14 protein-coding genes and 2 tRNA genes are annotated in these 13,391 nt (G+C 70.8%); 7 read left to right on the top strand and 9 right to left on the bottom strand.

The genetic code is table 11. The annotated features are described in order from the left end of the window. Positions 1 to 131 precede the first annotated feature (131 nt). The 4 genes from rsrA to ACWCXB_RS01140 form a co-directional block, all read right to left on the bottom strand. The gene (gene rsrA, locus ACWCXB_RS01155; protein ID WP_450717660.1) at positions 132 to 452 is read right to left on the bottom strand and encodes a mycothiol system anti-sigma-R factor; all 321 of its coding nucleotides are present in this window, start codon (positions 450 to 452) and stop codon (positions 132 to 134) included. Beyond that, positions 449 to 1,096: a sigma-70 family RNA polymerase sigma factor gene (locus ACWCXB_RS01150; protein ID WP_450717658.1), complete on the bottom strand. Its 648-nt coding sequence runs from the start codon at positions 1,094 to 1,096 to the stop codon at positions 449 to 451. Before ACWCXB_RS01150 ends, rsrA begins: the two co-directional genes overlap by 4 nt. Before the next feature lie 267 nt (positions 1,097 to 1,363). Then, entirely contained in the window at positions 1,364 to 1,999 is a 636-nt protein-coding gene (locus tag ACWCXB_RS01145) for an alpha/beta hydrolase family protein (RefSeq protein ID WP_450717656.1), read from the bottom strand. Between the two features lie 33 nt (positions 2,000 to 2,032). After that, positions 2,033 to 2,848, bottom strand: coding sequence for an SOS response-associated peptidase (locus ACWCXB_RS01140; RefSeq protein WP_450717654.1), 816 nt, complete (start codon positions 2,846 to 2,848; stop codon positions 2,033 to 2,035). Between the two features lie 49 nt (positions 2,849 to 2,897). On the opposite strand from ACWCXB_RS01140, the gene ACWCXB_RS01135 reads away from it, so the two are divergent. The 4 genes from ACWCXB_RS01135 to ACWCXB_RS01120 all read left to right on the top strand — a co-directional run bounded on the left by ACWCXB_RS01135 (position 2,898) and on the right by ACWCXB_RS01120 (position 6,438). Continuing rightward, positions 2,898 to 3,590 carry a M50 family metallopeptidase gene (locus ACWCXB_RS01135; protein WP_450717652.1) on the top strand — a complete coding sequence of 231 codons (693 nt, stop codon included), beginning with the start codon at positions 2,898 to 2,900 and terminating at the stop codon, positions 3,588 to 3,590. Between the two features lie 48 nt (positions 3,591 to 3,638). Beyond that, entirely contained in the window at positions 3,639 to 4,988 is a 1,350-nt protein-coding gene (gene aroA, locus ACWCXB_RS01130; protein WP_450717650.1) for a 3-phosphoshikimate 1-carboxyvinyltransferase, read from the top strand. 16 nt (positions 4,989 to 5,004) lie between these two features. After that, positions 5,005 to 6,018: a ribosome small subunit-dependent GTPase A gene (gene rsgA / locus ACWCXB_RS01125; protein WP_450717648.1), complete on the top strand. Its 1,014-nt coding sequence runs from the start codon at positions 5,005 to 5,007 to the stop codon at positions 6,016 to 6,018. A 96-nt stretch (positions 6,019 to 6,114) separates the two neighbouring features. Then, the gene (locus ACWCXB_RS01120) at positions 6,115 to 6,438 is read left to right on the top strand and encodes a DMT family transporter (protein WP_351232452.1); all 324 of its coding nucleotides are present in this window, start codon (positions 6,115 to 6,117) and stop codon (positions 6,436 to 6,438) included. On the opposite strand, the gene ACWCXB_RS01115 is transcribed toward ACWCXB_RS01120, so the two are convergent. After that, positions 6,404 to 7,033 carry a TetR/AcrR family transcriptional regulator gene (locus ACWCXB_RS01115; protein ID WP_450717646.1) on the bottom strand — a complete coding sequence of 210 codons (630 nt, stop codon included), beginning with the start codon at positions 7,031 to 7,033 and terminating at the stop codon, positions 6,404 to 6,406. The genes ACWCXB_RS01120 and ACWCXB_RS01115 overlap by 35 nt on opposite strands. A gap of 157 nt (positions 7,034 to 7,190) precedes the next feature. Between ACWCXB_RS01115 and hisN the strand changes: the two genes are divergently transcribed. Together hisN and ACWCXB_RS01105 are read left to right on the top strand one after the other, a co-directional pair. Beyond that, complete coding sequence (gene hisN / locus ACWCXB_RS01110; protein ID WP_450717644.1) at positions 7,191 to 7,991, top strand: histidinol-phosphatase; 801 nt, start codon at positions 7,191 to 7,193, stop codon at positions 7,989 to 7,991. A 157-nt stretch (positions 7,992 to 8,148) separates the two neighbouring features. Beyond that, positions 8,149 to 8,559, top strand: a complete 411-nt coding sequence (locus tag ACWCXB_RS01105; RefSeq protein ID WP_450717642.1) for a CBS domain-containing protein — start codon at positions 8,149 to 8,151, stop codon at positions 8,557 to 8,559. 92 nt (positions 8,560 to 8,651) lie between these two features. Here the strand turns inward: ACWCXB_RS01105 and ACWCXB_RS01100 are convergent, their stop codons facing one another. Continuing rightward, entirely contained in the window at positions 8,652 to 10,103 is a 1,452-nt protein-coding gene (locus tag ACWCXB_RS01100; protein WP_450717640.1) for a catalase, read from the bottom strand. Between the two features lie 154 nt (positions 10,104 to 10,257). Here ACWCXB_RS01100 and ACWCXB_RS01095 point away from each other — a divergent pair, with 154 nt between their 5' ends. Then, the gene (locus ACWCXB_RS01095; protein WP_450717638.1) at positions 10,258 to 10,674 is read left to right on the top strand and encodes a Fur family transcriptional regulator; all 417 of its coding nucleotides are present in this window, start codon (positions 10,258 to 10,260) and stop codon (positions 10,672 to 10,674) included. A 103-nt stretch (positions 10,675 to 10,777) separates the two neighbouring features. Here ACWCXB_RS01095 and ACWCXB_RS01090 read toward each other — a convergent pair. The 3 genes from ACWCXB_RS01090 to ACWCXB_RS01080 form a co-directional block, all read right to left on the bottom strand. Then, positions 10,778 to 10,851: transfer RNA gene (locus tag ACWCXB_RS01090), tRNA-Met, on the bottom strand. An 87-nt stretch (positions 10,852 to 10,938) separates the two neighbouring features. Beyond that, the gene (locus tag ACWCXB_RS01085) at positions 10,939 to 13,068 is read right to left on the bottom strand and encodes a sel1 repeat family protein (protein ID WP_450717636.1); all 2,130 of its coding nucleotides are present in this window, start codon (positions 13,066 to 13,068) and stop codon (positions 10,939 to 10,941) included. A gap of 216 nt (positions 13,069 to 13,284) precedes the next feature. Continuing rightward, a tRNA-Met gene (locus ACWCXB_RS01080) sits at positions 13,285 to 13,358 on the bottom strand. Between the last annotated feature and the right edge of the window lie 33 nt (positions 13,359 to 13,391).

Here is a 13,391-nt window from a genome sequence, read left to right as displayed (position 1 = left end):
CACGAGCGATCTCCGCGGACCGGATCCCGGGCGTGCGCCGGCGCACAAGGGACGAGCGCATGAGCGGCCGGCGCATGACGAAGGGGCGCACCCATCCGGCGCGCCCCTCACCCACTTCTCTACGGCAGCGGCTACTCCGCCTTCGCGGTCGGCACATCCGCCTCCGCCGCCGTCACATCATGCTCCGGCACGGCCTCGCCCGACCTGATCAGCTCGATCCGGCCCATGACCTTGGCCCGCAGATCGACCGGCACATCGTCATGGCCACAGCACCGCTTGACGAGCTTCTTCACCGCCTTCTCCAGGCCGTACTTCTCCAGACACGGAGAGCACTCCTCGAAGTGCACCTCGAACTTGGTGCAGTCGGCGTCGGGCATCTCATGGTCGAGGAACTCGTAGAGATGATCGAGAACCTCTGCGCAATCCGTCTCGTGCGGCTCTCCGCAGCTCATGAGCCCGAGCCTTTCAGATCGTTCGTCGACTCCCCGGCGCCGGCGGGGACCAGCCCGCGCTCACGGGCGTAGTCCTCGAGCATTCCGCGCAACTGGCGGCGGCCCCGGTGCAGTCGGGACATCACCGTACCGATGGGTGTCCCCATGATGTCCGCGATCTCCTTGTAGGCAAAGCCCTCTACGTCCGCCAGATAGACGGCGATACGGAACTCCTCGGGGATCGCCTGCAGCGCTTCCTTCACGTCGGAGTCCGGCAGGTGGTCGAGCGCCTGGGACTCGGCGGAGCGCAGGCCGGTCGACATATGGGACTCGGCGCGCGCGAGCTGCCAGTCCTCGATCTCCTCGGCGGCACTGCGCTGCGGCTCGCGCTGCTTCTTGCGGTACGAGTTGATGAAGGTGTTCGTGAGGATGCGGTACAGCCAGGCCTTGAGGTTCGTGCCCTCGCGGAACTGGTGGAACGAGCCGTACGCCTTCGCGTACGTCTCCTGTACGAGATCCTCTGCGTCGGCCGGGTTCCGCGTCATGCGGAGCGCGGCCGAATACATCTGGTCGAGAAAGCCGAGAGCGTCCCGCTCGAATCGTGCGTTGCGCTCGGCGGTCGTCTCTTCCGTACGGCCGTCGTCGGTCCCAGTGACCGGACCCACCTCCTCCAACGCTGTGGCGAGACCGAAACCGGACCCGCTCGAATCGGAGGATAGACGACCAACCGCTCCGCCCGCCGCCCGAATGGCGCCGGTCCCGACCGCCGGAAGGACCGTCCACTCCAGGTCAGAGGCGTGCGAACGACTGGGGCAGATGGTCGAACCCATGCGACGGACTTCCTCTCCAAGCTCCTGCACTGACGTCGGACACAACAGAGGGCCGGCCCTCGGCTATTCCCGGGCGCGCACGGCCGTCATGATCGGGCAGGTTCAGGCCTGCGCGGTGATCCACTTCCGTACGCCGTCGACGACCACGGCCAGCGCCTCCTCCTGGGTCAGCGCGGCCCGCTTGGGCACGGAGAGCCCGTGATCCGCGGAGTCCACCTCGATCAGCTCGTACTCCCCCTCGGGGAACTCCTCCGGCTTCCCGAAGGGGTCGTTGCCGCCCTGGACGACGAGTACGGGCACCCCGGCGCCCAGCAGCTCGTCGGCCCGGGACTTCTCCGGCCTGCCCGGCGGGTGCAGGGGGAAGCTCAGCGCGAGTACGGCGCGGGCGCCCAGCTCACGCGCGGTGCGGCAGGCCACGCGCGCCCCGGCGCTGCGCCCGCCCGCGACGATCGGCAGCCCCTTCTCCTCCAGCGCGGGCCACAGCCCCCGCCAGCCGGTGTCCAGGGTCTTCGGTGCGGGTGCGACCTGCTTGCCGGCCACCCGCCAGGGCTGCTCCACGAGGGCCACGGTCACTCCGGCGGCGGGCAGCTCCTCGGCGAGTGCCTGCAGATCACGCGCCCCGATGCCGCCGCCCGCGCCATGGCTGACGGCCAGCACGAGCCGGGCCCTGCCGGTGGCGGGGTGCCAGGTGATGCGGGCATCCCCCGCCGGTGTCTCGACGATCTCGCTCTGTGTCACGTAAGCAGTGTCACACCACCAGCCCCGGAGATCTCAGAAGAGCGTGCCCACCTCAGGGGCCTCCAGCTCTTCCAGCAGCTCCGGGCCGTTGTTGCGGACGTTGCTGACCGCCGTCGTCACCGGGTACGCCCGCATCAGCCCGGGCGGCGGCGGCGCCAGCAGCGCGCGCAGCTCGTCCACATCCGTACGCACCGGGTCGAGCCATGCGTCCCAGCGGTCCTCCGTCAGCATCAGCGGCATGCGCGGGTGGATGTCGGACAGCGAGCGCGGGCCGTCGGCGGGCGCGACCGCCAGTGGGCTCGTCTCCGCCTCCGTCGTGATCACCGAGCAGGTCACCCACCAGGCCTGGGGGTGGTCGTCGGGCAGCGTCCGGTCGCGCCAGAACTCGTACAGCCCGGCCATCGCGAAGACCGAGCCGTCGGCCGGGGTGACGAAGTACGGCTGCTTGCGGGGCCGCTTCTTCTTCCCCTCCACCTCCAGCTCGCGCTCGTCCGCGCCGGTGACCCACTCGTAGTAGCCGTCGGCGGGCAGGATGCAGCGGCGGGCGAGGAAGGGCCGGCGGAACGAGGGCTTCTCATGGACGGTCTCCGCACGGGCGTTGATCATCCGGGCCGCGCCCTCGGGGTTCTTGGCGAAGGAGGGGACGAGTCCCCACTTGAGTTTCCGCAGCTGGCGAACCGGACGGCGGTCGTCCGCGTCCTTCAGAGGACGCTCGAGTACCGCGTAGACCTCTTTCGTCGGGGCCACGTTCCAGTCGGGTGCCAGGGTCTCCGCCGGTTCCCACTTCTCGATCTGGAAGAGTCCCGTCAGGTCCTCGGGCCTGCGACTCGCTGCATACCTTCCGCACATGAGTGCCACACTGCCACGACCCCCAGCGTCCCGAGGAGCCACCCCGGAAATGGCCACTCCCGAAATCTTCGGCATCCAGCCCGCGCCCGAGCAGTGGCTGGTCATAGGCACGGCCGCGCTCGCCCTCGTCGCGGTGGTCCCGCACGCGCTGTGGCGGCTGTCCCGCAACGCGATCACGATCGCCCACGAGGGCGGCCACGGCCTGATCGCCCTGGTCACCGGCCGCCGCCTGCAGGGCATCCGGCTGCACTCCGACACCAGCGGCCTCACCGTCAGCCGCGGCAAGCCGACCGGCCTCGGCATGATCCTCACCGCGGCCGCGGGCTACACGGCTCCACCGCTGCTCGGCCTCGGCGGTGCCTGGCTGCTCGCCGCGCACCGCATCACGCTGCTCCTGTGGGTGGCGACCGCGCTGCTGATCGCGATGCTGGTGATGATCCGCAACGCGTACGGAGCGCTCACCGTGATCCTCACCGGTGCGGCATTCCTGCTGGTGTCCTGGCTGACCGAGCCGGCGGTGCAGGCGGCGTTCGCGTACGCCGCGGTGTGGTTCCTGCTGCTCGGCGGCGTACGGCCGGCCTTCGAGCTGCAGGCGAAGCGCAGGCACGGAGGTGCGCCCGACTCGGACGCGGACCAGCTGGCACGGCTGACGTATGTGCCGCCCGCGATGTGGTTCTTCCTCTTCCATGCCGTATCGCTGTGCTCGCTGATCGGCGGCGGTCGCTGGCTGCTCGGTCTGTGACCGGTCGGGGAACACCCGGGGTGGTTGCCGCCCACTAAAGTGAAGGCCATGACCGATACCCCCGTGCACGCCGAGCACCCCGCCCTCTGGCCCGCCCCGCATGCGAGCGGGTCTGTCGATGCGACGGTCACCGTGCCCGGATCCAAGTCGGTCACCAACCGAGGACTGGTCCTCGCGGCGCTGGCCGCCGAGCCGGGCTGGCTGCGCCGCCCGCTGCGCTCCCGCGACACGCTGCTGATGGCCGAGGCCCTGCGGGCCATGGGCGTCGGCATCGAGGAGACCGTCTCCTCCAGCTCCACCTCCACCGGCGGCCCGGACAGCGGCGAGGCCTGGCGGGTCATCCCGGCCGGGCTGCACGGCCCCGCCACGATCGACGTCGGCAACGCGGGCACCGTGATGCGCTTCCTGCCGCCGGTCGCCGCCCTCGCGGACGGCCCGATCCGCTTCGACGGCGACCCGCGCTCGTACGAGCGTCCGCTGGGCGGCGTGATCAACGCGCTGCGTGCCCTGGGCGCCCGGATCGACGACGACGGGCGGGGCGCGCTCCCGATGACCGTGCACGGCGGCGGGGCGCTGGACGGCGGCCCGGTGGAGATCGACGCCTCGTCGTCCTCGCAGTTCGTGTCCGCCCTGCTGCTCTCGGCCCCGCGTTTCAACCAGGGCGTGGAGGTGCGGCACGTGGGCTCCACGCTGCCGTCGATGCCGCACATCCGGATGACCGTCGACATGCTCCGTACGGTCGGGGCGCAGGTCGACGAGCCGGAGACCGGGGGCGAGCCGAACGTCTGGCGGGTGCGCAGCGGCGCGCTGCTGGGCCGGGACCTGACCGTCGAGCCGGATCTGTCCAACGCCCAGCCGTTCCTGGCGGCCGCACTGGTGACGGGCGGCCGTGTCACCGTCCGCGACTGGCCCGAGCGCACCACCCAGCCCGGTGACGCGCTGCGTGAGATCTTCACCGAAATGGGCGGTTCCTGCGAACTGACCGACGCCGGGCTGACGTTCACCGGCACCGGCCGGATCCACGGCATCGACGTCGACCTGAGCGAGGTCGGCGAGCTGACCCCGGGCATCGCCGCGGTCGCGGCGCTCGCCGACTCCCCCTCGACGCTGCGCGGCGTCGCCCATCTGCGCCTCCACGAGACGGACCGCCTGGCCGCGCTCACCAAGGAGATCAACGAGCTCGGCGGCGATGTCGCCGAGACCGAGGACGGGCTGCACATCCGCCCGCGCCCGCTGCACGGCGGGGTGTTCCACACGTACGACGACCACCGGATGGCGACGGCCGGCTCGATCATCGGCCTCGCCGTCGAGGGAGTGCAGATCGAGAACGTGGCGACGACCGCCAAGACCCTGCCGGACTTCCCGAGGATGTGGACCGACATGCTCGCGGGCAACTGAGCAGGGACGGCAAGAGATGCGCCGCTACGGCAAGCACACCGACGAGGACGACATCCGTCAGCGCCCCAACCCCAAGGGCAATCGTCCCCGTACGTCGATCCGCCCCAAGCACGAGGACGCGGCGGAGGGCATGGTCCTGACCGTCGACCGGGGCCGGCTCACCTGCCTCGTCGACGACCGCACGGTCATGGCGATGAAGGCTCGCGAGCTGGGGCGCAAGGCCGCCGTGGTCGGCGACCGGGTCCAGCTGGTCGGCGATCTGTCCGGCAAGAAGGACACACTCGCCCGTATCGTCCGGATCGGCGAGCGCCGGTCCGTCCTACGCCGCACGGCCGACGACGACGATCCCTACGAGCGCGTCGTCGTCGCCAACGCCGACCAGCTGGCGATCGTGACGGCCCTTGCCGACCCGGAGCCGCGCCCGCGGCTGATCGACCGCTGTCTGGTCGCGGCCTTCGCCGGCGGCCTGGAGCCGCTGCTGGTGCTGACCAAGTCGGATCTGGCCCCGCCCGACGAACTGCTGGAGATGTACGGCGCGCTCGGTATCCCCCATGTCGTCACCACCCGCGACGAGTTCGTGGGCGGCGTCGCGGCCGAGCGGGTCTACGAGCACCTCAGGGGCCGGACCACCGCGTTCGTCGGCCATTCCGGCGTCGGCAAGACGACCCTGGTCAATGCCCTGGTCCCGAAGGACCGGTGGCGCAGCACCGGCGTGGTGAACGCGGTCACGGGCCGCGGGCGGCACACCACCACCTCGGCGCTCGCACTCCCCCTCGCCGGCGAGGACAACGGCTGGGTGATCGACACCCCGGGCGTGCGCTCCTTCGGGCTGCACCATGTCGACCCGTCCCTCGTCATCCACGCCTTCCCGGACCTGGAGCCGGGCACGGAGGGGTGTCCGCGGGCCTGTTCGCACGACGAGCCCGACTGCGCACTCGACGAGTGGGTGGCTCAGGGAAACGCCGATCCCGCGCGTCTGTACTCACTGAGGCGACTGCTGGCCACTCGCGAGCGACGCGAAGGCGACTGAGCCGCGCACGTTTGCGAGCGACCGCGGCTGGTAAGTGCATAATCGCACCAAGTGAGACGAAGCAGTCACTGACGCGGACACGGGAGGCACCTGACCATGGCGTGGCTGCTCGTAGTCGTCGCTGGGCTTCTGGAAACGGGATTCGCGATCTGCCTCAAGCTGTCGCACGGCTTCACGCGTCTGTGGCCGACGATCGCATTCGCCATCTTCGCAATGAGCAGCTTCGGCCTGCTGACGCTGTCGCTGCGGAAGCTCGACGTCGGCCCCGCGTACGCGGTGTGGACGGGCATCGGCGCGTCGGGCACCGCGATCTACGGAATGATCTTCCTCGGGGAAGTGGCCTCGACCCTGAAGATCGTCTCGATCGTCCTGGTGATCTGCGGCGTCATCGGCCTGCAGCTCTCGAGCCCGGCCCACTGAGGGCCGTACGGACCAGCTGACCGACCCCTTCGGGGGCGGGCGCGACGACGTACGAGAGCGCGAGCCGTACGGCCAGTTCACAGCGGTGGGCGACCTCGGCGGCCTCCTCCTTGGTACGGCTGCGGGCGCTCTGTTCCCATGCGGCGAGCGAGCGGTCCCGTACGGCCGCGGCCAGCTCGGCGGGGGCGGGATGGCCGGCGTCCGCGCGGCGCTGCGCGGGCACCCCGGAGCGGGCGGCGGGCAGGACGGCACGCGGTGCGGGCAGGCGCTCCCCCCAGCAGCCGGTGAGCAGGGCACGAAGCAGCGGCCTGGTGCGGGCCTCGCCGACGGTCCACTCGGCGACGGCCACGAGCTGCTCGACCCTGCCCGCGGCACGCTCCAGGAGCAGCAGCCGGTCGACCCCGTGGAGGTACGCGTCGGCCTCGCGCCGCACGAGCGCGCGGGCGAGGCCGTCCTTGCTGCCGAACTCGTTGTAGAGCGTCTGGCGGGAGACCCCCGCCACGGAGGCGACATCGACCATCCGGATCCCGGACCAGGGCAGATGGGACAGCGCAACGAGAGCGGCGTTCAGCAGTGCTTCTCGCGCTGCGGGCATCGTGGCCTCCCAGTCGGACCTCCGGGGCCCTGCGGCTCTGCGCTCAGAGTTGACGGGCGACCACGCGCTGTCAAGGGCGCCTGCGGCCATCGGCCGCTCCCGACCAGGGGACGGGAGGGGCCGGACCCGCCTCAGGCCTCGGAGATAGAGTTCGACCATGGCCGACTATCACGATGATCTGCGTCTCGCCCATGTCCTCGCGGACGCCGCCGACGCGGCGACGACGGCCCGGTTCAAGGCGCTCGACCTCAAGGTCGAGACCAAGCCGGACATGACGCCGGTGAGCGAGGCCGACAAGGCGGCCGAGGAGCTGATCCGCTCCCAGCTCCAGCGCGCCAGGCCGCGTGACGCGATCCTCGGCGAGGAGTACGGCATCGAGGGCACCGGCCCGCGGCGCTGGGTCATCGACCCGATCGACGGCACGAAGAACTACGTCCGAGGGGTTCCCGTCTGGGCGACGTTGATCTCCCTGATGGAGGCCGGCGAGGGCGGCTACCACCCGGTCGTCGGCGTTGTGTCGGCACCGGCACTGGGCCGCCGCTGGTGGGCGGCCAAGGGCGCGGGCGCATACACGGGCCGCAGCCTGTCGTCGGCGACCCGGCTCCAGGTCTCGAAGGTCTCCCGGCTCGCCGACGCGTCGTTCGCGTACTCCTCGATCAGCGGCTGGGAGGAGTACGGGCGGCTGGACGGCTTCCTCGACCTGACCCGGGCGGTGTGGCGCACGCGCGCGTACGGCGACTTCTGGCCGTACATGATGGTGGCCGAGGGTTCGGTGGACATCTGCGCGGAGCCGGAGCTGTCCCTCTGGGACATGGCGGCGCCCGCGATCGTGGTCCAGGAGGCGGGTGGCACCTTCACCGGCCTGGACGGCGTGCACGGTCCCCACAGCGGCAATGCGGCGGCGTCGAACGGGCTGCTGCACGAGGAGCTGCTGGGCTACCTCAACCAGCGCTACTGACCGGCGGACCCCGGGAGTCATCGCTCACGTTCCCCCCAAAGGACGACGCACTCCCTCTTGTTGGCATCCGGAATCACTGCAACCCTGAGAGTCCCCCCACTTGTGAACTTGTGAATCGGTTCTCGTTGAACGGTTCACCAAGGAGGTGGCTCCATCCATGCTCGTCCGTGACGCCATGAGCACGGTGGTCCTCACCATCGGCCCCGCACACACCCTCCGGCAAGCTGCCCGGCTGATGGCAACACGCCGCGTCGGGGCGGCCGTCGTCCTCGACACCGACACCAGCGGTCTCGGCATCCTCACCGAGCGGGACATCCTGAACTCGCTCGGCGCCGGTCAGGACCCCGACCGCGAAACCGCAGGCACCCACACCACCACCGACGTCGTCTTCGCCGCGCCCTCCTGGACGCTGGAGGAGGCCGCGGAGGCCATGACGCACGGCGGCTTCCGCCATCTCATCGTGCTCGACGCCAACGGTCCCGTCGGGGTCGTCTCCGTACGCGACATCATCCGGTGCTGGACGCCCGCCGCCCGGCAGCACACGACGGCAGCCACGCTCAGCGGCTAGCAACGGACAAGGACTGGAGCATGCGAGAGGGCCGGGCCCCCTGGACGGGGATCCGGCCCTCTCTCTACGGCAAGCGGTCCAGTGCTGGTGTGTCAGCCGCGCAGGGCCTGGACCGCGGCCTCCAGCCGCTTGCCGAAGTCGCCGTCCGCCTGGCGGAAGTTGTCGATCGCGCGTTCGGCGATGTCATCACGGGAGACCTTGGCGATGAAGCCCGCCAGGTTCTCGATCAGCCGGCCCTTCTCGTCCTCGGACATCAGGCGGTAGAGGCTGCCCGCCTGGACGAAGTCGTTGTCCTCGGCGTGCAACGGGGCCGCGTGCTCGCCGGTGGCGCCGGAGACGGCGGCCGGCTGCCACAGGGGTTTGTCCGTCTGGAAGGGGCCGCCGAAACTGTTCGGCTCGTAGTTCTTGGCGCCCTTGTGGCGGCCGTCGTAGAGGAGGCCGTCACGGGAGTTGGTGCGCGCCTCGGTGGCGTGCGGACGGTTCACCGGCAGGTGGTCGGCGTTGATGCCGACGCGGTAGCGGTGGGCGTCGCCGTACGCGAAGAGACGACCCTGGAGCATCTTGTCCGGGGACGGGCCGATGCCCGGCACGAAGTGCGCGGGGCTGAAGATGGACTGCTCGACCTCCGCGAAGATGTTCTCCGGGTTGCGGTTGAGCTCCAGCTTGCCGATCTCGATCGGCGGGTAGTCCTCGTGCGGCCACACCTTGGTCAGGTCGAACGGATTGAAGCGGTAGTTCGCCGCCTCGGCCGCCGGCATGATCTGGACCTGCACGGTCCAGCTCGGGAAGTCGCCGCGCTCGACGGCCTCGCGCAGGTCGCGCTGGTGGCTGTCCGGGTCCTCACCGGCGAGCTTGTTGGCCTCGGCCTGGGTGAGGTTCTTGATGCCCTGGTCGGTCTTGAAGTGGTACTTGACCCAGAAGACCTCACCGGCCTCGTTGTTCCACTGGTACGTGTGCGAGCCGTAGCCGTTCATGTGGCGGTACGACGCCGGGATGCCGCGGTCGCCGAAGAGCCAGGTCACCTGATGGGTCGACTCGGGGCTGAGGCCCCAGAAGTCCCAGACGTTGTCCGCTTCCTGGCTGCCCGTGTACGGGTCGCGCTTCTGCGTATGGATGAAGTCGGGGAACTTGATGGCGTCCTTGATGAAGAACACCGGGGTGTTGTTGCCGACGAGGTCGTAGTTGCCCTCCTCGGTGTAGAACTTCAGCGCGAAACCGCGCGGGTCGCGGACCGCGTCGGCCGCGCCGAGGTTGCCCGCGACGGTGGAGAAGCGCAGGAACGTCTCGGTCTGCTTGCCGACCTCGGAGAGGAACTTCGCGCGGGTGTACTTGGTGACGTCGGCCGTCACGGTGAACGTGCCGTAGGCACCGGCCCCGCGCGCATGGACGACGCGCTCCGGGATGCGCTCACGGTTGAAGTGCGCGAGCTTCTCGAGCAGCAGCTGGTCCTGGACCAGAACCGGACCTCCGACGCCCGCGGTCTCGCTGTTCTGGTTGTCGGCGACCGGTGCGCCGGCCTCCGTGGTGAGCGGTCCCTGGGTCACGTGCGCCTCCTGCGTGTCCTGCGTCATCGACGGCAAGTCCTGTCCCTTGGCCAATTCCGTTCCAGATCCTACAATGGACATTGTCCAAGTCAAGTGAGCATCCAAACTCACACCTGTTCGGGACGCGATTCCCCCTGCTGTTAGGCTGATACGTATGAGTGACCTGTTGGAACGACTGCGCGGACGCGGCTGGCGTATGACCGCGCAGCGGCGCGTCGTGGCCGAGGTCCTCGACGGTGAGCACGTACACCTGACCGCCGACGAGGTGCATGCACGTGCCGTCGAGCGGCTCCCGGAGATCTCCCGGGCGACCGTGTACAACACGCTGGGTGAGCTCGTGTCACTGGGCGAGGTCCTGGAGGTCTCCACGGACCGCCGCGCCAAGCGGTACGACCCGAACGCGCACCGTCCGCACCAGCACCTGGTCTGCGCACGCTGCGGCGCCATCCGCGACGTCCACCCGATGGGCAACCCCCTGTCGGACCTTCCGGACGCGGAGCGCTTCGGCTTCACGATCTCCGACGTCGAGGTCACCTACCGGGGCATCTGCCCGAACTGCGCGAGCGCGTAGCCCCCGGACGGGTGGGCACAAGACCACCCACCGGGGCCGCACCCGAGAAAACGCACCAACGCCGAAGGCCCGGATCCTGATGGATCCGGGCCTTCGGCTTCAGTAGCGGGGACAGGATTTGAACCTGCGACCTCTGGGTTATGAGCCCAGCGAGCTACCGAGCTGCTCCACCCCGCGTCGGTGAACCCAACAGTACGTCACCCCACCGACCAGCGCAAATCGATAACCGTTCGCCTGTTCGTCACGGTGTGGCGCCACTCGCCGTCACGCCGTGAGCTCCTGGTGCAGCGCCTCCCGCAGCGCCGCCGCCCGCTCCGCAACCTCCTCCGGACCCAGCTCCACGGCCCGCGCGCACCACTGCTGCCCCTCGGTGAGCTCCCCCCGGCGCGCGGCGAGCAGCGCCAGCCGCAGCGCCGCACGCCCGTGCCCGGCACGGGCGGCGCGCGCCCACCACAGAGCCGCCTCGCGCTCGTTGCCCTCGCGCGCAAGCAGCAGGCCGAGGTTGAACGCTCCGTTCCGGCTGCCCGCCTCCGCGGCATCCCGGTACCACCGGGCCGCATCCGCGAGGTCACCGCGCGCCGCGGCGAGCATGCCGACGCGCACCTGCGCACGCCGGTGCCCCTGCTCCGCGGCCCGCTCGTACCACTCCTCGCACTCGGTCTTCCCGGTCACCGGCTCCCCCAGTGCCGGCGGACCGGGCGGCGCCTGCCGCGCGTCGAGCACCGCCGCGAGCCGGAACGCCGCCTCGGCGCTGCCGTTGCCCGCCGCGCACCGCAGATGCCGCTCCGCCTCCTGCTCCTCGCCGTCGCGCAGGCAGGCCATGCCGACCTGGAGCGCGGCCTCGGTGTGCCCGGCCGCTGCGGCGCGCTCGTACCAGCGCAGGGCCGTACGGTCGTCGTCCCGGCCCGCATACAGGATGCCGAGGTTGAACGCGGCGTCCACGCTGCCGGCCTCCGCGGCCTTGGAGAACCAGGGCTCCGCACCGGCCGCGTCACCGGCCTGGAGAAGCAGCACGGCGAGCGCGTTGGCGGCCTCGCGGTGACCGGCGTAGGCGGCACGGCGGTACCACTGCTCCGCCTGGGCGGTGCGGTCCTGGGCGGCACAGAGCAGGCCGAGGTTGTACGCACCGTTGACGTCGCCCGCGTCCATGGCCGCGCGGTACCAGCGCTCGGCGGTCTGCTGCTCCCCGCGGGCGGCGTGCAGCGCGCCGAGGGCGTTGGCCGCGTTGCCGTCGCCGTCCTGTGCGGCACGCAGCCACCACACGGCGGCGCTCTCCTCGTCACCGGCGTCCCGCAGCAGGAACCCGAGCGCGCAGGCGGCACGGGCCTCGCCGTCCTTCGCGGACGTGAGGTACCACCGCCCGGCCTCCTTCAGCTCGCCCCGCCGCTCCAGGATGACCCCCAGATGCAGCGCGGCCCGCCGGTGCCCCCGCGCGGCGGCCTGCCGGTACCACTGCTCGGCCTCCCGCCAGAGCGCCCGCGCCCCGGCGCCGGTGTCGGTGCGACCGGGCGCACCACCGCCCGCGCCCTCCGCACGCCCACCACTGCTCCCGCGTCCGGCCGCACGGCTGCCGCCGGGCGCACTGCTGCCGTTGTGGAGCCGGACGCCCTGCGGCCGGTCCGCGCGTACGTCCGCGGTCACGGCGTGCCGCTCCAGCGCACGCGCCAGCCGGTAGGCCGCCTCCCGGTGGCCCTGCTCCGCCGCCGCGCGGAGCCAGCGCTCCGCGCCGGGCTCGCTGCGGTGCTCCAGCAGATCGGCCAGTGCATACGCGCCGAGCGCGTGGCCCTGCTCGGCGGACTGGCGCAGCCAGTACTCGGCGGCGGGCTCGTCGCCGCGCTCGCGGTAGTGCCGGCCCAGGGCGTGCGCGGCGGCCGCGGAGCCCGCGACGGCGGCGATGCGCCACCAGCCGGCCGCCTCGTCGGCGTACCCACGCTGATGGAGCAGCACACCCAGATTGTTCGCGGCGGCGCGGTCGCCCTCGGCGGTCGCGCCGCGCAGGTACGGCTCAGCGCCGTCGAGGTCGCCACGTCGCAGCAGCATCGCCCCGACGACACTCATGGACGCGGTGTTCCCGGCCTCGGCCGCGCGACGGTGCCGGGCCTCGGTCTCCGCCTCGGCCGACTCGACAGTGTCAGCGGCGTCAACGGGCTCGACGGATTCGGCGGATTCGGCGGACTCGTTGGGCTCGACAGGCTCGATGGGCTCCACGTGGTCGGTGGACGCAGCGGGCCCCGCGAGGTCGGCGGGCGCCAGAGCGTTGACGGGCTCGACAAGATCCAGAGCGCCTGTCGCCTCCACAGCATCGATCCCGACCGCACTCATTGCGGTCCCGGTATGCCGTTGCGCAAACCGCCCTGTCTTCAACAGAGTTGCCCTGTCCCCCATAAATCCCATCGTCGCACCACCTGCAACCCGCGTACACCTGGTATACCGCAGCCAGTGAGGTCACTTCAGCGTTTTGTCGACATGCCCACAGAGAGATAAGTCAAACACGTCTCACCCCGACCCGCCCCGACCAACTCGCCCCATCCGGCGCCCACTTCCCACGGACGCCCCACAGACACACGACGAGAGCCCGGATCCTCAATGGATCCGGGCCCTCGTCTTCAGTAGCGGGGACAGGATTTGAACCTGCGACCTCTGGGTTATGAGCCCAGCGAGCTACCGAGCTGCTCCACCCCGCGTCGTTGTGCACCAACCGTACCACGGTGCGTGGC

Source organism: Streptomyces sp. NPDC001514 (genome assembly GCF_053597075.1).
The sequence above is the reverse complement of the archived record's forward strand: the minus strand, read 5'-3'. Positions and strand labels throughout refer to the sequence as shown.